We start from the raw sequence: 20,101 nt of genomic DNA on the forward strand, positions 1-20,101 counted from the left end.
ATTGCAGACTTCCAAATTCAACGCTCAGCACCGGCAAGTGCCGGCACCGATGTTGCAGAGATGCGGGATAAGTTTGTTGCGGATGCGTGGCCCCATGGTGAAAAGGGACGCCGCCCGGTCTTTCGTCCACGCCCCCTCCCGATTCATTGATTTTTCAATTTATATCACAACATTGCTGAAATCGAGGGGGACAAACGACAGGGCGCGGTCACGAGCGCAGCACTTCATTTATTACGAGATACCTTGAATGATGGCCGAGGTTTTTGCAGCGCCGTTAAGGTCGATATCGGGGCTGCGCGGCTTGGGCCGCGACAGCGCCGTCTCGATTGCCTCGACGAGCAATTTCGTCGTCAATCCCGCTTCGGGCAGGGCAAGCGCCAGGCCCAGCTTCTCCAGGCGCTCGGCTCGGACCGACTGCTCTGTCTCTCCGCCGGTGGTGAAGGGAACCAGGATGGACCGGCAGCCTGCTACCAGAAGATCGCCGACCGTATTATAGCCGGCCTGCGAGATCGACAGCTCCGCGCCTCTTAGAAGAGAAGTGAAGTCCTTGCGGAAACGGATGAGTTCGACATTACCGGGCGCGTGCCCAGCGAGATCGGCGAAATCCCGCTCCGGCAGGTTGGGCCCTGTCACCAGCAGCCAACGCCGGTCGACTGCCACCCGGCTTGCCGCCTCGAGCGAGGCGCGAATAAGGTCGCGGCCGACGGCACCCCCACCCGCGGAAACGACGATGTCGAATATCTCTGCCGGTTCAGCCGGCAGCATCGGGGCTACGAGGCCCGTATAGGCGATCTTGTCGGCTATGGCTTCGGTTAGCGGAAAGGTCTCCTCCAGCCGAACGAAATGAGGATCGCCGTGGACGAGAACGCCGTCGAAGTGGTCGCGAAGCAGCGCCACCGTCTCCTCGTCGCGCCCGGGCTTTTTCTGCTGCTGCAGAATATCCCGCACCGATGTATAGAGCCTCGGCTTCGGATCGGCCTTGGCGATGGCATCGAGCAGCGGCAGCAGTTCGAAGCGCATCTGCCTGCGACCGAAGGGGAAGGCCTCGATGATGACGACGTCCGGGGCAGCCTGCCTGAAGGCATCGAGCAACAGATCACGCCGCCTCGATAGAAACGTCTCGTCGACGGCGTTGCCGGATTGGTCTGCAAGGCCCGAAAAGCCGGCACTGCTGGCAACGACCGGCGGCAGCGTCACGGATGTCACATCTTGACCGGGAAAGCCGTTGACCGGAACGCCGCCGGTGACGACGGTCACCTGGCAGCCATCCCTAGCCATGGCGCCGGCGATACGGCTGGCCCTCGCCAGATGACCGATGCCAAGCAGATGCTGGACGTAGAAGAACACGCGCGGAGAAGGGGAATGCGCGGCCGTCATGCGGATTTCCGCCATTGGTCTTCCTTTTGCCACTGCTCTTCGAACAGCCCGGTCAATTGCCGAATGCTGGCATGATAGTCGAAATGCTCGCGCACCCGCCTTTCCGCCGCTTCCCCGAGCCTGTGGCGCAGCGCCGGATCGCGGATCGCAAGCTCCAATGTCGCGGCAAGGGCCTGTGGATTCTCCGGTGGAACGACGAGGCCATTCTCGCCGTCTTCCAGCAACTCGGGAACGCCGGAAATATTGGTGGAGAGGCAGACGAGGCGCTGGCTGGATGCCTCGACCAGCACATTCGGCAAGCCGTCCCGATCGCCGTCGGCCGCCACGCGGCATGCCAGCGCGAAGATATCCGCCTGCCGATAATGCGCGAGCACATCCTCCTGCGCCAAGGCGCCCTTCCAGGTGATGCGGTCGGTTATGCCAAGCGTTTCGGCGAGCTCCTTCAGTTTCGCCAGCCCGTCGCCACCGCCAATATGGGTGAAACGCCAGTTGAGATCACCGGGCAACAGCGCCAGCGCCTTCAGCAGCACGTCATAGCCCTTCTTCTCCACAGCCCGACCAACGCTGAGAACAAAGACAGGGTCTGAGACCTCAGAACCATCGCGCGCCGAATGTTCGCCGGCAAAGGGACCGAAGCGATCAAGGTCCAGGCCGTGATAGCTCAGATGGACATTATCGCGCATATCGGTCAGATCCCGCATATGGTCGAAGCCGGTGCGCGTGCAGGTCACCGTCCAGCGGGCCCGGCCGAGCTTTTCCGAAAGCTCCCAGTCCGGCGATGTCCAGATGTCCTTGGCGTGGGCCGAACAGGTCCAGGGAATGCCGGTCATGATGCTGGCATAGGCGGTAACAGAGGCCGGCGTGTGGATGAAATGCGCATGCAGCCACTCGCCGTTGTCGGGCCACTCATGCGCCAGCACCAATGCCTGGCCGAAGCGACGAAAGCGGTTGGGGGTGATATCCCGTTTGAGATCCGCCCAGAACTGCTTCAAGAGCGGCTTGAAGCCGGGCTTGCCGATGCCGGCGAAGAAAGCACGCAGCACCCTGAGCGGTTCGTTGTGCAGATATTCCGGCAGATAGACCACGCGCGCCTTGATCTCGTCGTGGACGGGATGACGCTTCTTGTCCGTCGGCTTTCGCATCGAAATCAGCGTCAGGTCGAAGCCCGCCCTTTCCAGGCCGAGCAGCTCCTGCGCGATGAAGGTCTCCGACAGGCGAGGGTAGCCCTTGAGGACCACCAGTATTTTTTTCCGCATCGACAGGTTCCGATGGTCTATTCGGCAACGATCGATAGCGGCGTATAGCGCTCGCGATCATCAAACCATTCGCCGACGGTGCGCGAAATATGCACCAGCCCTTCCAGGCGCATGATGCTGCTACTCGCCGACGGCGGCGCGCGGGTCGGCAAGCGCTTCAAGGCAGCGGCAAGCTGCTTGGGATCCGCAGACTCCTCCGGCAGCAGCATGTCGACGAGACCGAGCTCGCTTGCCCGCTGAGCGCGGATCAGCTGCTCCTCGCGCGGACGCGTGCGCGGAATGATCAGCGCCGGCTTGTCGAAGGACAGGATCTCGCAATAGGTGTTGTAGCCACCCATGGCGACGACGGCCTTGGCGCCGGCGATCAGCTCTTCCATCTTGTTGTCGAACTCGATTACCTGCAGACAGGCGATCTTACCTGCACGTTCCAGCAGCTGATTGCGCTCCTTGGCAGGCATATAGGGCCCAAGGACGATCAGCGTCCTGTGCGTGAGCGAGCTGTCCTGCTCGAAGGCGCTGATGACATCATCGACCAGATCGGCGCCATCGCCGCCGCCACCGGTCGTCACCAGGATATAGTCCTCATCAGGCACGTGTTCCGACTTCGTCCCCAGCGATGAAACGCTACGCTGCAGAAAGCCAACGAACTCCATCTTCCGGCGCACGCCCGCCGGCACGTCGAGACCGACGAGCGGGTCGTGAAAGTCCGGCGGGCCGTAAACCCACACTCGATCGTAGTACTGATCTATCTTCTGCAGGACGTTGTTCTTCTTCCACTCCGCCTCCAGCAGGTGCGGGGCGTCCATGACGTCGCGCATGCCCAAAACGAGCGTCGTTCCGCGTGCCTTAAGATAGGTCAATGTCTCCTCGACCTCGCCCTTGAGCCCCATCGGCTCCTTGTCGACGATGAAGACATCGGGCTGAAAGGTCTCCGCCGTATGGCGGATGATCGATTGCCGCATCTTCAGCGTCTCCTGCAGAGCGACGTGACTTGCCATCGACGTATACTCGCCGTCCCGCAGCTTGATGACGCTCGGTACCTTGACGAAATCGACGCGCGACCGATAGTCGAAAGCACCGGCGATCGTCGCGCCGGAGATAATCAGCACGTTCAGCCCGCGATAGTCCTCCACAAGGGCATGCGCGATGGTCCGGCATCGTCTGAGATGACCAAGACCGAACGTGTCGTGGCTATACATGAGGATTCGAGCATCTTCTAAGCGCCGCTTCATGGGCAAAACCTCTAGGGGATTAAAGTCATGTACGCGGCTTGTCAGCAAACAACAACCGCGGCCGCTCCTTGAATTGCAATCCTGTCTTGGCCTTGCACCCTGCTATTTGTAGGGATCGGCGGCATCGCGCAAGCCGTCTCCTAAAAAGTTGAACGCCAGAATGACCAAAATTACCGGAACCATGGGGAAAAGAAGCCATGGATAGAAGGCAATCACGCTGACGCTCCGAGCCTCAGTCAAAAGAATCCCCCAGCTGGTGATCGGCGGGCGAAGGCCCAGCCCCAGGAAGCTCAGCGCCGTTTCGCCGAGAATCATGCTTGGAACGGAAATGGTCGCGGTGGCAATCAGATGCGACATGAACCCGGGCACGAGGTGGCGACCGATGATGCGCCGGGTGGGCGCACCCATCAACTGCGCGGCCAGCACATAGTCCTCCTCGCGCAACGATAGAAGCTTGGAGCGCACGGCGCGCGCAAGCCCTGTCCAGTCGAGAATGCCAAGGATGATGGTGATGCCGAAGTAGATGAGGATCGGGCTCCAGCTCACCGGCATGATCGCGGCAAGCGCCATCCAGAGCGGCAGGCTCGGCAGTGATTGAAGGATTTCGATCACCCGCTGCACCAGCAGATCGAACAGACCGCCATGATAACCGGCCAAGCCGCCGATGATGATACCGAGCACGAAGCTGACGGAGATGCCGATCAGCCCGATCGTTAGGGAGATGCGCGCGCCATAGATGATGCGCGACAACACGTCGCGACCCAGCCGGTCGGTCCCAAGCAGATACATCTGTCCACCGACGGCCGGGCAAACCAGATGAAAGTTCGAATCCACCAGCCCCCAGAAGCGGTAGGCATCGCCGCGACAGAAGAAGCGGATCGGCTGCACGTCGGCGGGATTCTCGGTGTAGTTCCGGCGCAGCGTATCGATATCGAGCGCCATCTTGCGACCATAGACGAATGGACCGACGAACTCGCCTTTATTGAAGAGGTGGATCGCCTGCGGTGGCGAATGGATATAATCGACGTTTCGCGTGTGAAGCCCATAGGGCGCGAGGAATTCCGCAATCACGATCATGCCGTAGAACAGCAGCAGGAAAATACCTGATGCAAGTGCAAGCTTGTGCTTCTTGAACTTCCACCACATGAGACGCTTCTGCGAGGCCAGATAATAGCGCGTCTGGCCGGCGGACATGGCTTCGAACTGGTCCGGATCGAAATCCGCCTTCGAGACATAATGTTCGAGGGGCGCCCCGGGGCGCGGCAGGGGTGCGGTCACTTTGTGCTCCTGCCTTGCAAGCGGATGCGCGGATCGAGAAAGCCGAGGGCGATATCGGAGATCAGCACCCCGATAACGTTGAGGAAGGCCAGAAACATCAGGAAGGAGCCGGCAAGATACATGTCCTGGCTCTGCAACGCCCTGATCAGCATCGGACCCGTCGTTTCAAGCGACAGAACAATGGCGGTGATTTCCGCGCCCGAGATGATCGACGGCAGGATCGAACCGATGTCGGCGACAAAGAAGTTCAACGCCATGCGCAGCGGATATTTCACCAGCGCCCTCAAAGGATGCAGACCCTTGGCGCGCGCGGTGATGACATATTGCTTCTGCATCTCGTCAAGCAGGTTGGCGCGAAGACGGCGGATCATACCGGCCGTCCCGGCCGTGCCGACGATGATGACCGGAATCCAGAGATGCGAGAGGATCGAGCGCGCCTTTTCCCAACTCATCGGCTGCGACAGATATTTCTGATCCATCAGATGGCCGATGGACACACCGAACCAGACATTGGCGAAATACATCAGGATCAGCGCCAGCATGAAATTCGGAATGGCGATGCCGAGCAGCCCGAGGAAGGTGAGACCGTAGTCGCCCCAACTGTACTGATGGGTGGCGGAATAGATGCCGATCGGGAAGGCGATCAGCCACGTCAGAAGGATCGTCGTCATCGACACGAGGATGGTCAGCCACAACCGGTCGCCGACCACATCCGATACCGGCAGCTGATATTCGAAGGAATAGCCGAAATTGCCATGCAGCATGCCGGCGACCCAACGGACATATTGCACCGCGACCGGCCGGTCGAGCCCGTATTCGTGGCGGAGATCCTCTATTTCCTGCAGGTTTGCAGTTTCGCCCTGAGCGCGCAGCTCGGCAATCTGGCTTTCGAAGAAATCGCCCGGCGGCAACTGGATGATGGTAAAAACCAGCATCGAGATCACGAGCAATGTCGGGATCATCACCGCGATACGCCAGATAATATACTTAAGCATTGGGTCGATCCTCCTTCATCCAGAAGGTATCCGGCATGTAGACGCCGAGATAACAGGTTGGATCGAAACCATAGAGCGCTTTTTCGGGCACGTTCTGCATGCGCGCCGAATGCACGATCGGCTGGAGCGTGGCATTGATCAGGCCGATGGAGAAAACCTGATCGCTATAGATTGCCAGCATCTGGTGCCAGATCTCGGCGCGCTCGAAGGAGGAGGCTGCCGTTTCCCATTCGCCAAGCAGTTTGACCAATTTTGCTGCTTCCGCCACGTCGGGCGCTGCCCCCTGGGTCTGACGCGACAGATAGTACATGCCCCAGAGCGGCCATTGCATCTGGTCGTCCATGGTCGGTGCGAGTTCGCCGGGATTCATGTCGGCCGTGGGCACGCCATTGTCGAGGCCGTACCAAAGCGACATCAGAATCCGGCCGCCCATCGCGCGGCTGCGAAAGATATCGCGCTGCGACACGCGGGTATAAAGCGCGATGCCGACCTTGCGCCAATGATCGGTGACCAGCTCCAGAACGTCGGAATCCAGCGTGCTTTCGCCGGGCGTTTCCACGGTGATCTCCATTCGCCGGCCGTCCGGCAAAAAGCGCGTGCCATCCTCGTCACGCTTCTCGAGGCCGGCCGCATCCAGCAACGCATTGGCCTGATCCGGATCATGGGAGATCCAGGCCGAGGCATATTCCGGTTTGTAGAGGGGGCTGTCCGGCAGAATAGTGTCGGCGCTTTCTGTCCCGAGGCCATAGAAGACAGCCATGTTGATCTCATGGCGATCGATCGCCAGCGACAGCGCCCGGCGCACTCTCACGTCGCGAAGAACATCCCGCCAGACCGGATCGGCGCTGTTCAGGTTCGGAAACAGCGCAACGCGCGAACCGCGCGCCATTTTCCATAGATTGACCTTGATCGGATAACGCTTCTCCGCATCCTTCAGGAAGGTATAGTCGTTGAAGTCGATCCCGGTCGCCTGCAGATCGCTTTCACCCGCACCGGTCTTGGCGGCAATGATTGCCGACGAGCTGATGTTCAGGATGAAACGGTCGATATAGGGCAACTGCCGGCCGTTTTCATCGACGCGGTGGAAATAGGGATTGCGCTCGAAGACGAACTGCTCGGCCGGCGGCGGCGTCGTGTTTCGCCAAGGGTCCAGCACCGGCAGATTGGGATTCTCGGGCCGATAGGCCCGGCCCATCTTGATATGGAGATCCTGCCATTTCTTCACCCGGTTTTCCTGTATCAGCGAGGAAAGACGAATGCTGTCCTGATATTTCTTGTGGAACTGCTTCAGATAATGGCCGGGGCCGAGAATGACGAGAGGCTGCGGCGCGGCCAGGCTCGGCAGGAAATCCGGATTGGGATCGTCCCAGGAATAGCGTACCGTCAGCTCGTCGAGCACCTCGAAACGCGGCAGGTTGCCGTGCGGGCGCAATTCCAGAGCGCCGCCGCCGGGCGTCAGCTGCTTGTTGAGGATGACATCTTCCCACCAATAGCGGAAATCGTTCGACGTCAGGGGATGGCCGTCAGACCATTTGTGCCCGTCACGCAGCTTGAAGGTGAAGACCGTGTCGTTGACCGCGGAAAAGGACTCGAGAATATCCGGCTGCAGCGACAGGGTGCGGTCATACCCGACAAGACGGGCATAGCCATAGATTGTCATGAAGCGGATATCGTTCTGGCTGCCGATGATGGTGCGCACGGAACCGCCATAGCGGCCCGGCGTACCACCCATGGCGGCGACGCTGACAATGCGCGGAAATTTCGGCAGGCGCTTGGCAAGATGCGGCATCTGGCCGGCCCTCAGCCAATCGGCGAGATAATCCGGCTCGTTGTCGACATCCGCCGCCATAAGAGGCTGCGGCAGTACGGTAGAGGCCAATAGGCCAAGGAAGGTTCGACGAGTTACCACGTGCGCAACTCCTGAACGTCGACGCCGCGGCGAGCGCGAACGAAATGGCCGCCGCCGAGATCCGCATAGGCAAGCTCCCCATCCGTCCCCTCCGAGAATTGCGGCCCCCATTTTTGTCTGGCGGCCGGACCCTCGCTGTTCAGGGCGGAGAAATTGAGCGGCCGGTCGAGATCGGGGAATGGGACGGCCGCAAGCAGCGAGCGGGTGTAGGGATGGACGGGTTCGCGGAGGATGATTTCGCGCGGCGCGATTTCGACGATGCGACCTCGCGCCATGACCGCGATGCGATCGGCCATATAGTCGACCACGGCGAGATTGTGCGAGATGAACAGATAGGTAAGCCCAAGTCCCCGTTGCAAATCCTTGAGAAGATTGAGGATCTGCGCCTGCACCGAAACGTCGAGCGCCGAAACGGGCTCATCCAGGATTAGGAGTTGCGGCCCAAGAGCCAGGGCGCGTGCGATGCCGATACGCTGGCGCTGTCCCCCGGAAAAGCTGTGGGGATAACGGCTCAGATAATGCTTATCGAGCCCGATCGCCTGCATCAACGCCTTGACCTTCTCCTTGCGGTCGGCGCTGTCGCCATGCCCGTGGATCTCCAAGGGTTCGCTCAAAATATTGCGGATCGTCATGCGCGGCGAAAGAGACGAAACCGGATCCTGGAAAACCATCTGTATCTTTGTGCGCAGGTCCATCAGCGCATCGCCCTTGGCGGCGAGCACATCGATCTGGCTGTCGCCACCGTTGAAGCTGACCGATCCGCTGTCTGCTGTGACGGCCCGCATGAGGATCTTGCTCACCGTCGTCTTGCCGCAGCCGCTCTCGCCGACAAGGCCCAGACACTCGCCGCGGCGGATATCGAAACTGACGTCATCGACAGCGCGGAACTTCGTGCCATCCCGCCGGCCGAACAGCCCGCCGGCCTTCGTGCCATAGGTCTTGGTCAGATTGCGCACGCTGAGCAGGATCTCGGGTGCTGCCTTGCCGGCCGTGCTCGAACCGCCGCTGATGAGCTTCTTCTTGCCGGAGAAGGTGCCAAGATTGACGGGGACGTCCCGCAGGGATTTCAGCCGTTCGCCTGGCTTCATGTCGAAATGCGGCACTGCTGCCATCAAAGCCTTCAGATAGCGATGCTGCGGCTGGCGGAAGATCGTCTCGACAGGCCCTGCCTCCATGATCTCGCCGTGATAGATGACGACCACCTCGTCGGCCATGTTGGCAACGACGCCGAGATCATGGGTGATCAAAAGCATCGCCATGTTGAAGGTCTGCTGAAGATTGCGCAGCAGGCCGAGGATCTGCGCCTGGATGGTGACGTCCAACGCCGTCGTCGGCTCGTCGGCAATCAGCAGGGCCGGATTGCAGATCAGCGCCATGGCGATCATCGCACGCTGACGCATGCCGCCCGAGAGCTCGAAAGGATAGCGATCGAAGGTGTGGAAGGGATCTTGGAAGCCGACAAGGCTCAGCATTTCCTCGGTCTTCTCGCGCTGCTCGGCCCAGCTGATTCCTGGGGTGTGGATGCGAAGCGCTTCGCTGATCTGGTTGCCGACGGTGTGCAGCGGCGACAGCGAGGTCATCGGCTCCTGAAAGATAGTGGCCATGCGCGCGCCGCGCAGCTTGCGCATCGCAATGCCATCGCGCGGTAGCTGAAGGAGATCGGTGGTCTGGCGGTCGAGCGGATCGGTAAAGAGAATGCGGCCGGTTGCCTGCGCCGCATTCGGGAGGATTCCCATGATCGACTGACTGATGATCGACTTGCCGGAGCCGGATTCGCCGACCAAGGCCGTGACCTTGCCGGGAAGCACCCTCAGATTGGCATTTTTGACGACACGCAGTTTGTCCCCATAAAGCGAGAACGAGACGTCGAGGTTCTCAATACGCAGCAGATCAGTCTCAGACGCCATACCAAATTGCTTCCCGCTCACATGACCTTTGTGGCCTTATACGGCACACTAACGTAGGCCATAACGGGTGTCTAGCTGGTCAAAGTGCTGGCGAGACTGTTAAAAAACTGTCGTGTTTCCAGTGATGTATCGGCTTGTGCTGAACTAGCCAGCCGCGGAGATCATGGAGCGAGCTTTTCGACTTGAAGACGGCTTTCGAACTTCTTGGCGTCCCTGTGCAGCAGAATGACCTGCTCGGCCTCGGACAAGGCATCGATTGCCGCATCATGGAAGATCTCCGTCGTGCCGTTGGCAATGGTGCTGGCCTTCGGGGAAACGACGGTGAAGCGCTGGCGCACGCCTCTTAGCTTCTCTTCGCCGAGCGTGCCCCATTCGCTGCCGGTGTAGCCGGAGAATGCCTGGCTCGCGACCACTTCGGTCCCATATTTCTTGGTGAGGGACTGCAACCGTTCCACTTCGTTGACGGCGGCACCGAAGGCCGAGAAGGTGAGGCGATCCTTCAGCCCGACATTGCCGAACATGACGTTGCCGACATGCAGGCCGATGCCATAGCGCACTTCGCTCAGGCTGCGAGCCTGACGATCCTTGTTCAGCGCGGCAACGCGGCGCTGGGCCTCGAACACCGCCGACAGCGCCGCCTCGCAGGCGACTTTGGACGGATCCTTATGCCGTCCGCAGGGATAGACGGCGAGAAATCCATCGCCGAGAAAGCTCAGGATTTCGCCGCCGTTGCGGTTGAACGGCGCGGCAATGGCATCGAAGAATTCGTTCAGCGTATCGATATAGGCCTGCCGCCCTTCCTTTTCGGCATAGACGGTCGATTGCCGCATGTCCCCCATGACCAGTGCTGCACGGATCGTCTCGCCGTCGCCGCGGCGGATCTGGCCGTTGAGCACGCGTTTGCCGGCATCGCCACCGAGATAGGTGGTCAGCATGTTGTTGGCGAGTTTGCCGAGAACCGCCATCTTGGCGGCCATGGCAAGATGGTTCTGCATGCGCATCAGCGCGCCGATCATCTCTTCGCTGAAGCCGCCGATGCTGTCTGTCGACCAGGACCCCATCATGCCCTGGACCGAGCCGGCGCCGAAGGTCTGCACGAAGGCCAGGTAGTCCGTCACCTTCTCCTTGCGCAGGTCCTCGAAAACCGGAAACTCCAGAGGACCGTCCGTGTCGATCCGGCGGCGCAGGTGCAGGAGACCGTTGGACAGAAGATAGTAATAGGGGCTCTGCATGAAGCGTTCCGGCTTGTCGTTCACATGCCGGTAGCCCTCGATCGTCAATCCGCCGGCCCGACGCCAGGTGAAGCCAAGCGCGTCATAGAGGGGATGCAACATCGAAAAGGTCAGATGCACGCGCGCGACCGGAAGGCCGGAAGCCGCCATGCGCTCGCAGAAGCCGCGAACGATGCTCTCTAGATTCTCGCCCGTCAGCGCCGCCTGGGTCAACCATTCAGCAACCTTGTCGAGAAGAATATCGGAAACAGTAGAATGAACGGTCATTTTTTCCGCGGCCTATCCTTGCGATTCCCACTGCTCCGCCCCGGCGATATGCCGGACGCCATATGCTGCGGGCTGATCGCCAGCAGCAACACCGGCCCATCGGCTGAGGTCGGATGAAATAATTATGCGACAGACGACGGCGCTCTCCCCCAGAAACTCTGGATAGCGCCGGCGCCATAAAAGATTTGGCTGCACTTTTTCCCTCGCGCCAGACGCATAAAGGTGCAGCAGAAGACAGCCGGCAAAATTACCGACTCTCGTTTTGTTCCCCTTCAGATAGGGCGAAAATGCGGCTCAAACAATGGGCGAGACCGACATGGGCCGATAAAATCACTGTCGCGCCGCCATGCTCGGCATGCAAACGCGGCAGCAGGACCTGCTATCGCCGCGCGCGGCCGAAATCATTCGCCGGCTGCAAGTTCGGATGGTTGCTTGCCTCGCAACGCCATGGCCGCCATTGCATAGCCGCCACTGGCGCCATCGATGAAATGCATATGATCACGCATCAGCGGCGTTGGCACGAAGCAGGTCATCAGAGCACTGTCCTGGCGATGCAGCCCGTAGCGGCAGATGCCTTCGGCCTCCGCTTGACGCAGACGCGCCTCGATGCGCGAGAGCTGCGCCGCATCGACATCGATGGTCATCTTCAGGCCATCGTCAAACTTACGAAAATCGGAGTTCGCGGCGAGATCGCGCCTGTAGACCTTGGCGTCAAAAGTCGCCACACGGAGCCCGAACTTGTCGAGGATGTAAACGGCAACGATCTGCAGGGCCACAGCAAGCTTGCGGCGCCAGCGATCGGCAGGCGCAGCCGAGGCACGCGCCTCGATGTCGGCACCGTCGAAGATCAGCGACGGCGTCGGTCCCTCGACCGGCACGGGATGGGCGTCACGGCTTTGTTCTCTGGAAATGGCGATGATATCTGCGACGAGCTGCTGGAATTTCGCGCTGTTGCCGCTATTGCCGGGGACCGCGATGATCGAAACGATCTCGCCATTATGGGCCTTGATCGGATTCCAACGACAGGACAGGCCGGTGAGGTCCGGTCGCGCCTCCGCTGCTGCCGCCTCGACGATGAAATTTCCCGCCTTCATCTGCCTTTCCGCCCAGCTCGTGCCGCCACCGAAGAACATGGCGTAGGAGACATACTCGCTCGGGTTGAAACGAGCGACCATAACGTCCAGCCCCTCGCCACGAACGGCCGACATGGGTACGAGCGCCGTGCGCAGATCGAGTTGCAACTCTTCCTTGACCCACGCCCGCACCGCTGCAAGCGCCTGCCGCACCCGCGCTTCTCCCGATGGCGGTATGGCGACCAAGGCGCCATCGCCACCGAAAACGAAGGGATAGTCGCCCTTGTCCAACGCGTTGAGCACAGCGGAAATCACGCTGGCGCCGGCCATGTTGACGGATTTGTAGTGACCGGAGGCGATGGCCTTGGTCGAGCTGACGATATCCGCGACCGCCAGCAACCAGCCATCCGGAAGGGGACGGTAATTGGTGCTGTCGGTAACGCCCTCGAAACGAGTGAAACCCGTCAATTTATGAAAGAAATCATCGTTGGATGGTTCGGCCATGACGGTTCCCCCTTTCACGAGCGCCGCGACAATCTATCCCTACAGCAAACACGCCGAAAAGCCAGCCGACGGTCGACGCGGCAATGCTGGCCGTGCTACGTCGACTAGGTAAGAGGCACCAAAAAGCCAAGGATAAGACAGATACGATGAGCCGCCTGGATAGTTTCATTCGCCGCCTGAGTGCGCAACGCGACATCCTCAATGCCGTTGCCGACGAGGTCAGAGCGCTCGATGGTCCAGTGCTGGAACTGGGCCTCGGCAATGGCCGCACCTTCGACCATCTTCGCGAGCTTTTCCCCGATCGCCGCATCATCGCCTTCGACCGGGCGATCAACGCCTACGGCCCGTCCATGCCGACGGCCAGCGACCTCATCCTGGGTGAAATCAAGGATACTGCCACGGATTTCATCGGCTCGGGCGCCTCGCTTGCCCATGCCGATATCGGCACCGGCTACGAAGACAAGGATGCTGTGACGTTGACATGGCTGCCCCAGACCATGGCCGGTGTGCTTGTCTCAGGCGGGCTTGCGGTCAGCGGCCTGCCCCTCGATCACTCCGATCTCGAAGCGCTGCCCCTGCCCGACAGCGTCAAGGAAGGACGCTATTTCATCTATCGGCGCAAATAGCTTCAACGCAAAAAGAGAACATCGAACTGGTCGCCTTCGGTCGGCAGATCGACCACCTTCATGGCTTGCTCGCGGTCTTCGAAGAAGGCCAGGCACTCGCTATAGTGACCGGCCAGGTCCGCAATGAAGGCCTTGGTCTGGTCCTTGCCGTAGAAAGCCGGCGTGAATTCCATATAGAGCGGCACCTTGCGGGCCATCAGTGCCTGCATCGATCGGCAGGCGACGGGCTCGTAGCCTTCGATATCCATCCAGATCAACCCGACATCGGTGGGGTCGGCTTCGGCCTGCGCAAGAATATCGGCGACCGGACGGACGGGAACCAAAATCTTCTCGTCGCTTGCGCTTTGGCGCAAGGCGCTGCTTTTGCCATGGTTCTTGTGGTTCAGATAGAAGTTGAGCTGCCCGCCGCGGTCACCGGCGGCGCAATTGACCGCAGTCACCATCTCCTGAAAGCCGTTGTCGGCGATATTGGCGGACAACAGGCGAAAATTGCGCGGATCGGGCTCGACGGTGACGATGCGGTCGTAGGCACCGCTGAGGGCAAAATAGCAGGTCTGCGTGCCGATATTGCCGCCAAGCTCCAACAGGACCTTTCCCTTGTGCAAAAGGCCGCGCTCGCGCAGCACGCTCAGCAGCCGGTCGACATGATCGCGCTCGAAATGCCCTTTGCGAAAGACCTTGCGGCCAATGTAGTCGGCCGGCGAAAAACTTAAGACATGATCGCCGCAGTCCACCGTCATCGTCTTGACGCGCGGGCCAAGCGCACTGATGAGGATATCGCGGCCAAGGCGCGTGTCGAGGAGGCGCGTGGCGATCGCATCGCGCTTCTTGCGAAAGGCGCGCCGCCAGTATTTTCTCGTGAGGATATTGTGGTCGAACATGGGTGCAATCCCTACACCACGGCTTTCCCGTTGCAAACCGGGGCGTCGAGCAGCGCGACGCTGTCGGCGAGGCGGCTCGAAAAATCAGGCAAAGCGGCTGCTCGCTTCTTTCGAAACGATATAGACCCGCAAAGGCTCGCCGCGGCCGCGAACGGCAATCTCACGGCTTTCGACGCCTGTGATATCGACCTCGGAGAGCTGGGCCACCGGCTCCGAAAAGACCAGCGTGCTGTTGAATTCCTTGGCAACACTTTCGAGGCGGCTGGCGACATTGACCGTATCGCCGATCGCCGTCACGTTCTTCACACTGCCATATCCCATTGAGCCAACCACCGCCGAACCGGCGTGGATGCCGATGGCGATCTCCAGCGGCGCGGCCAACTCATCCGCCAGCTCCGCGCTGAGCTTGTCGATTTCCCGGACGATCGCCGCCGCCGCTTTCAAAGCCTGACGGTTCGCTTCCTTGGGTGTCGTACGCAGGCCGAACAGAGCCATGGCACCGTCACCGATGAACTTGTCCATCCGGCCGCCATTCTCCTCGATGATGCGACCGACGATGGCGAAATAGCGGTTGAGCAGGAAGACGATGTCGAAGGGAAGGCGCGCTTCCGTCAGCGCGGTGAAATGGCGCAGATCGCAGAAGAACACGACGATCTCGCGCTCACGGCCCGGGCTGGCGGTTTGGCTGTAGACCGGCATCGTCGCTTCGGCCATCGGCGTCAGAAGCGGCACGACGCTGACGTTTCCGGTCGGGCGCAACTGGCAGGCGAGACGGATATCCGGAGTGGCGCCGATGCGGTTCAGCGTCTTCTGCTCCAGTGCCTCCGGCGGCGGCAGATTTTCGGCGCCCTCGATGATCTGCACGCGGCAGGTGGAGCATTGGCCCTTACCGCCGCAAACGGAATAATGCGGAATGCCGCCGAGGCGGCTTGCCTCGAGCACGCTGAAACCACGCGGCGCATGCACGACCTCGCCGCCCGCATAGCGGATGGCGACCTGATATTGCCGCTCGCGCAATCTGCGGTGAGCGCGAAAACCGAAGAGACCGACGATCGACAGGCTGAAGGCACCGTAGAATGCGGCGCGGTAAGGCCACAGGGCATCGGCCATCTGGCTGCCCGGTACGGAGCCCTTCTCGCCAAAGCTTCGCATGTCGCTGTAATAGCCGCCAGCATAACCGCGCTCGTCCTCCTCGGCTGCTTCATAGGCTACAGTCTTGCCCATCGCCGCGAAGCCAAGCAGGGCGAGAACCGGAAGAACGATGGCGAAGGACAAGAGGACAGGGCCGACCGCCGTATACCAGGGGCGATAACGCAGCCAGAAATGAACGCCGATACAACCATGAACCCAGACGATGATCAGCAGGAATGACTGGCGCAGGCCATTGGCGGGCGCTGTCAGCCATAGGCTGTGGACTATCGCCTTATACGTATCGTGATAGCCGTAAACATCATGCACGATACGCGTGGCAACGATGTGATCGATCAAAAGGAGCGGCACCAGCAGACCTGTGACGATCTGAAACGCTTCGCCAGCCGGCATGACGAGCGTGCGACGCCGATAAAGAAGCCTCAGCACAAGCAGGATGTGCACCAGCAGCGCACCATAGAGAAGCACGGTTCCGACCGGATTGCGCCAGACGGTCATGAACCAATGCTGTGCACGCTCGGCGGTGCCGAGAGAAATCAACCCGAGGGAGTGATTGGCCAGATGCATGATCACGAAAGTAAAAACGATCAAGCCGGAGCCAAGGCGGAACTTTCGCACGAGACGGTCGGAAATGATTGGCTTTCTTGCCTCGATAGTCATCAAACCCAATGTATATTATCCGTTCACAACAGAAGCGAAAACGGTTATCGCCTATCATCTAGCTGCAGAGCCGCATGCTGTCGAGGATGCGGCTTTTTGAAGCAGGGATTTTATTGTCACGCAACCGGTCGGAATTCGGGCAATCCTCTCACAATTCAGGCTTTTACCATCACTTAATCGTCAACCCCTACCGGCACCATGAAGATCGCATTCTACGCCCCGTTGAAATCACCCGACCACCCGGTGCCCTCGGGCGACAGGTTGATGGCGCGGCAGATCATGACAGTTCTCAGGATGGCGGGACACCAGGTCGATGTCGCCTCCGAACTGCGCAGCTTCACCCCGACCCCGGAAGCGGGATTGCGTGCGGAGATCGCCCGACAGGCCGAGGGCGAGGTGACGCGATTGCTCGGCCGATCACACAGCGAATCGCCGCCCGATCTCTGGTTTACCTATCACCCCTATTACAAGACGCCCGATCTCATCGGCCCGCCGGTCTCCCGGCAACTCGGCATCCCCTACGTCACCGCCGAGGCCTCCTATTCCAGACGCCATGACGACAACGGCTGGGGCGAAAACCAGCGTCTGATCGCCGATGCCGTGCGGTCGGCGGCCGTCAATCTGTGCTTCACCGAGCGGGATCGGATCGGCCTCGTCGACGCAATACCGGATGGCAGCTACGAACGCTTTCTGCCCTTCATCGATGCAACGCCTTTCGGGTCGCCCACGGGCGCCTCTGCCTCTAGCAGGCTGATCACCGTTGCAATGCTGCGGCGGGGGGACAAATTCGACAGCTACGTCATGCTGGCTGAAGCGCTCAAACTCATCCGCGATCATGACTGGACACTGACCGTCATCGGCGACGGGCCGATGCGTGCGGAAGTAACGGCACTGTTTTCCGCCTTCGACGGAGACCGCATAACGTGGCTCGGAGAGCGCTCGACGCCGGAGATCGCGGCGGAGCTTGCGACTGCCGGGATCTACGTCTGGCCCGGCTGCAACGAAGCCTATGGCCTGGCTTATCTCGAAGCGCAGGCGGCCGGGCTGCCCGTGATCGCGCAGGCAACGGCGGGCGTGCCGGAAGTAGTCATGGACGGTATTACCGGGCTGCTGACACCGGCGGGCGACCTGAAGGCCTATGCCGATGCCATCGCACAGCTTCTGAACGACGAGGAGCAGCGGCGGATCATGGCAGAGGCAGCGCATGGATTCGTTCACAGGGAACGCTCTTTGAGCGCAGCGGCAAAGCGGCTTGAAATCATTCTTCGAAAGCATCTGGGAGATACCTATTATGAGCGATAGAGCCGATTGGCAGCCCTTGCGCGACGAGTTGCGGCGTTGGACCGCGGCGGGGCGAAAGGCGAGACTCTGGTTCCGCGACGACGACGCCATCGAACCTACCCCCGCACTTGACCGGCTGCTGTCGCTTTCGGATCGTTTCGACGTGCCGATGGCATTGGCCGTCATCCCGGGGCCGACCGGAGAGCCGCTGGCGGAACGCCTGGCGAGCCAGGGCCGTGTCACCGTCACCGTGCACGGCTGGACGCACCAGAACTATGCGCCGGATGAAACCAAGAAACAGGAGCTCGGCCTGCATCGCCCGCAGGCGATCGTGCTCGACGAACTGCATCGCGGCTTCGACAAGCTGAAGGCGCTCTATCCCTCGCAGTTTCTCCCCATGCTGGTGCCGCCGTGGAACCGTATCGACGACGCGCTGCTGCCGGAGCTTGGCCCCTTCGGCTATCGCGCGGTGTCTGTCTTCGGATTGGCAAAGCAGGCGCCGATCACCCTGGTCAACACCCATATCGACATCATGAATTGGCACGGCGTGCGCGGCGGCCTCCCGCATGCCGGATTGATCGGACGCCTGGTAGAAGAACTGAAGAACCGCTTCGACGGCAATGACGAGCCGATTGGCGTGATGACGCACCATCTGGTGCATGACAACGTCGCCTGGGGTTTCGTCGAGGCGCTGTTCGAGGAAACGGCCGGCCACGCCGCCATCGAGTGGCGGCCGGTCGGCAATTTCTTAAGTTAGCGGCTCCGCCCCGAACGAAGCCGCTGCAACGGCGCCTTAGAGCTGCAGCGATTGTCCGTCGAAAGCGGCGAAGGCGCCGGGAAAGCTCTTCTGCGCGTCGCGCTGCATCTCGTCCAGCTCGCGATCCGCGCGCGCCGGTGCATGATGAAACAGGGCCAGTCGTTTGACACCGGCCTTCTTGGCGAGCTTGACGCCTTCCTGCCAGGTAGAGTGCCCAAAGCCCAGATGCTTCGGCATCTCCGCTTCCGTATAGGTCGTGTCATAGATCGCGAGATCGGCATCGGCCATCAGGGATAGCGCGGCCTCGTCGAGATACCCGTTATGGTGCTCGGTATCGTAGACCATGGCGATGACGCGACCGGACCATTCGATGCGGTAACCGATGCAACCGCCGGGATGGTTCAGCCGGACCGTATGGATGACGATGCCCGGATGAGGCTTCAGCGTATCGCCAGCGGCGAAATCGCGAAAATTCATCGCGGCACGACAGATGTCGGGCTCGACCGGGAACCAGGGCGGCCGCATGAACTGGCCGATCAGCTGCCGCGTCGTCGTCTTGCCGGCCAGATGGCCCGACCAAAGATCGACGCTCACCCTCGGATCATAGATCGCATTGAAGAAGGGCAGGCCGATAATGTGGTCGTAATGCGAATGGGTGAAAAAGAGATCGATGTTGCGGACCCCTTCTTTTGCAAGCGACACCGCCGCTTCGCGTAACCCGGTGCCGGCGTCGAATAGGATATGCCTGCCGTCATGCCGCAACTCGATGCAGGATGTATTCCCGCCGTAACGCTCAAATTCCGGTCCAGATACGGGTATACTCCCCCGCACGCCCCAGAATTTCAGCTCGAAACTATCGTTGTTCATGGAAGTTTTTACACCATTCCCCTTTCCGTCAAAAAAAGCACACTTTTGCTATCGTGCGAAGCCAGCAATTTCCAAAAGTCGTGCGCTGGTAAAAAACTGGATCCCATCGTTCGGTCGATGCAGATCATCTGGCGAACATTCGCCAACGGATCGCACAGACCTAATATAGGTATGTCATGACAAAATAGATAAGACCCCGTTACTTGCATATCGGTGCGGCGTCCTGGCAGGTATCGGTTCGCGATGGAGCGCGAGAGCTCGCAAGGGACTTTCGTCCTCCTTGCCATCCTTACAGCGTGGCAGCCGACCGTGCCGCCTGCTCATAGTAGCCAGACAGCGCCCTGAGATGCGAGGCGATATCGGAAAGGCCATCCTGCGACAGGCCGGAGACTTTGGTGGCCTCCACCAACAGACGCTCGCGGATTTCGGTGTAACGCGCCAAGGCGTCCAGGCCCTTATCGGTTACCCGGATGGTCTTTTCCTTGCCGACCTTGCCGCTCTTGACGAGACCGGCCGCCTCCAGCTTCTTGATGGCGTAGTTGGCGACATGGGTGTCTTCGATATCGAGCACAAGACACAGATCAGCGAGCGTCTTCGGCCTGTCACGGTGCCGCACGGAATGAATGATCAGGATCTCGACCGGCGAAAGGCCAGGGATGCCGGCGGCCGCCATGCAACGCACCAGCCACCGATTGAACGCATGGGAAAACAGGATCGATCCGTATTCGAGCTCGGACAAGGCAGGCGAACTGCCGTCTGCAAGATGCGCCGATGATACGATTAGTTCACGCGGTCTACTCTTTTCCTCAGACGTCACCAGAAAACTCCTTCCGATCCGGATCAAGGCACT

At 60.4% G+C, this 20,101-nt stretch carries 16 protein-coding genes; 3 read left to right on the forward strand and 13 right to left on the reverse strand.

The annotated features are described in order from the left end of the window. Positions 1-231 precede the first annotated feature (231 nt). From FHT28_RS10610 to FHT28_RS10650, 9 genes are all read right to left on the reverse strand, one after another. Positions 232-1,392 (reverse strand): glycosyltransferase, encoded by a 1,161-nt coding sequence (locus FHT28_RS10610; RefSeq protein ID WP_246704840.1) that lies wholly within the window; start codon positions 1,390-1,392, stop codon positions 232-234. Next, positions 1,374-2,639: a glycosyltransferase family 4 protein gene (locus FHT28_RS10615; protein WP_197072733.1), complete on the reverse strand. Its 1,266-nt coding sequence runs from the start codon at positions 2,637-2,639 to the stop codon at positions 1,374-1,376. The genes FHT28_RS10610 and FHT28_RS10615 overlap by 19 nt, the downstream gene beginning before the upstream one ends. A gap of 11 nt (positions 2,640-2,650) precedes the next feature. Further along, positions 2,651-3,865, reverse strand: coding sequence for a glycosyltransferase family protein (locus tag FHT28_RS10620; RefSeq protein WP_037192805.1), 1,215 nt, complete (start codon positions 3,863-3,865; stop codon positions 2,651-2,653). A 102-nt stretch (positions 3,866-3,967) separates the two neighbouring features. Then, positions 3,968-5,143, reverse strand: coding sequence for an ABC transporter permease (locus tag FHT28_RS10625; protein ID WP_047554442.1), 1,176 nt, complete (start codon positions 5,141-5,143; stop codon positions 3,968-3,970). Beyond that, positions 5,140-6,138 (reverse strand): ABC transporter permease, encoded by a 999-nt coding sequence (locus FHT28_RS10630; RefSeq protein WP_168596210.1) that lies wholly within the window; start codon positions 6,136-6,138, stop codon positions 5,140-5,142. Before FHT28_RS10630 ends, FHT28_RS10625 begins: the two co-directional genes overlap by 4 nt. Further along, complete coding sequence (locus tag FHT28_RS10635) at positions 6,131-8,047, reverse strand: ABC transporter substrate-binding protein (protein ID WP_168596211.1); 1,917 nt, start codon at positions 8,045-8,047, stop codon at positions 6,131-6,133. The genes FHT28_RS10630 and FHT28_RS10635 overlap by 8 nt, the downstream gene beginning before the upstream one ends. Next, entirely contained in the window at positions 8,041-9,954 is a 1,914-nt protein-coding gene (locus FHT28_RS10640) for an ABC transporter ATP-binding protein (RefSeq protein WP_047554438.1), read from the reverse strand. Before FHT28_RS10640 ends, FHT28_RS10635 begins: the two co-directional genes overlap by 7 nt. A 161-nt stretch (positions 9,955-10,115) precedes the next feature. Next, a complete protein-coding gene (locus tag FHT28_RS10645) occupies positions 10,116-11,453 on the reverse strand; it encodes an adenylate/guanylate cyclase domain-containing protein (RefSeq protein ID WP_168596212.1) in 1,338 nt (445 codons plus the stop codon). Between the two features lie 401 nt (positions 11,454-11,854). Beyond that, on the reverse strand, positions 11,855-13,030 hold the full coding sequence (locus tag FHT28_RS10650; protein WP_168596213.1) for a DUF3095 domain-containing protein: 1,176 nt from the start codon (positions 13,028-13,030) through the stop codon (positions 11,855-11,857). Positions 13,031-13,176: 146 nt separating this feature from the next. On the opposite strand from FHT28_RS10650, the gene FHT28_RS10655 reads away from it, so the two are divergent. Further along, a complete protein-coding gene (locus FHT28_RS10655) occupies positions 13,177-13,656 on the forward strand; it encodes a class I SAM-dependent methyltransferase (protein WP_168596214.1) in 480 nt (159 codons plus the stop codon). A gap of 2 nt (positions 13,657-13,658) precedes the next feature. Here FHT28_RS10655 and FHT28_RS10660 read toward each other — a convergent pair whose 3' ends face one another. After that, the gene (locus FHT28_RS10660; RefSeq protein ID WP_168596215.1) at positions 13,659-14,537 is read right to left on the reverse strand and encodes an FkbM family methyltransferase; all 879 of its coding nucleotides are present in this window, start codon (positions 14,535-14,537) and stop codon (positions 13,659-13,661) included. Between the two features lie 84 nt (positions 14,538-14,621). Next, on the reverse strand, positions 14,622-16,346 hold the full coding sequence (locus FHT28_RS10665; RefSeq protein WP_168596368.1) for an adenylate/guanylate cyclase domain-containing protein: 1,725 nt from the start codon (positions 16,344-16,346) through the stop codon (positions 14,622-14,624). Positions 16,347-16,544: 198 nt separating this feature from the next. Here FHT28_RS10665 and FHT28_RS10670 point away from each other — a divergent pair, with 198 nt between their 5' ends. Both FHT28_RS10670 and FHT28_RS10675 read left to right on the forward strand, forming a co-directional pair. Continuing rightward, positions 16,545-17,648 carry a glycosyltransferase family 4 protein gene (locus tag FHT28_RS10670; protein ID WP_168596216.1) on the forward strand — a complete coding sequence of 368 codons (1,104 nt, stop codon included), beginning with the start codon at positions 16,545-16,547 and terminating at the stop codon, positions 17,646-17,648. Continuing rightward, positions 17,638-18,384 (forward strand): polysaccharide deacetylase family protein, encoded by a 747-nt coding sequence (locus tag FHT28_RS10675; protein ID WP_047554426.1) that lies wholly within the window; start codon positions 17,638-17,640, stop codon positions 18,382-18,384. The genes FHT28_RS10670 and FHT28_RS10675 overlap by 11 nt, the downstream gene beginning before the upstream one ends. A gap of 36 nt (positions 18,385-18,420) precedes the next feature. Here FHT28_RS10675 and FHT28_RS10680 read toward each other — a convergent pair whose 3' ends face one another. Then, positions 18,421-19,251 (reverse strand): MBL fold metallo-hydrolase, encoded by an 831-nt coding sequence (locus FHT28_RS10680; protein ID WP_037192838.1) that lies wholly within the window; start codon positions 19,249-19,251, stop codon positions 18,421-18,423. 289 nt (positions 19,252-19,540) lie between these two features. Next, a complete protein-coding gene (locus FHT28_RS10685) occupies positions 19,541-20,068 on the reverse strand; it encodes a winged helix DNA-binding protein (protein ID WP_037192840.1) in 528 nt (175 codons plus the stop codon). Positions 20,069-20,101: the final 33 nt, after the last annotated feature.

The organism is Rhizobium sp. SG570 (assembly GCF_012275345.1).
In the GTDB taxonomy this organism is placed as follows: Bacteria; Pseudomonadota; Alphaproteobacteria; order Rhizobiales; family Rhizobiaceae; genus Rhizobium; species Rhizobium lusitanum.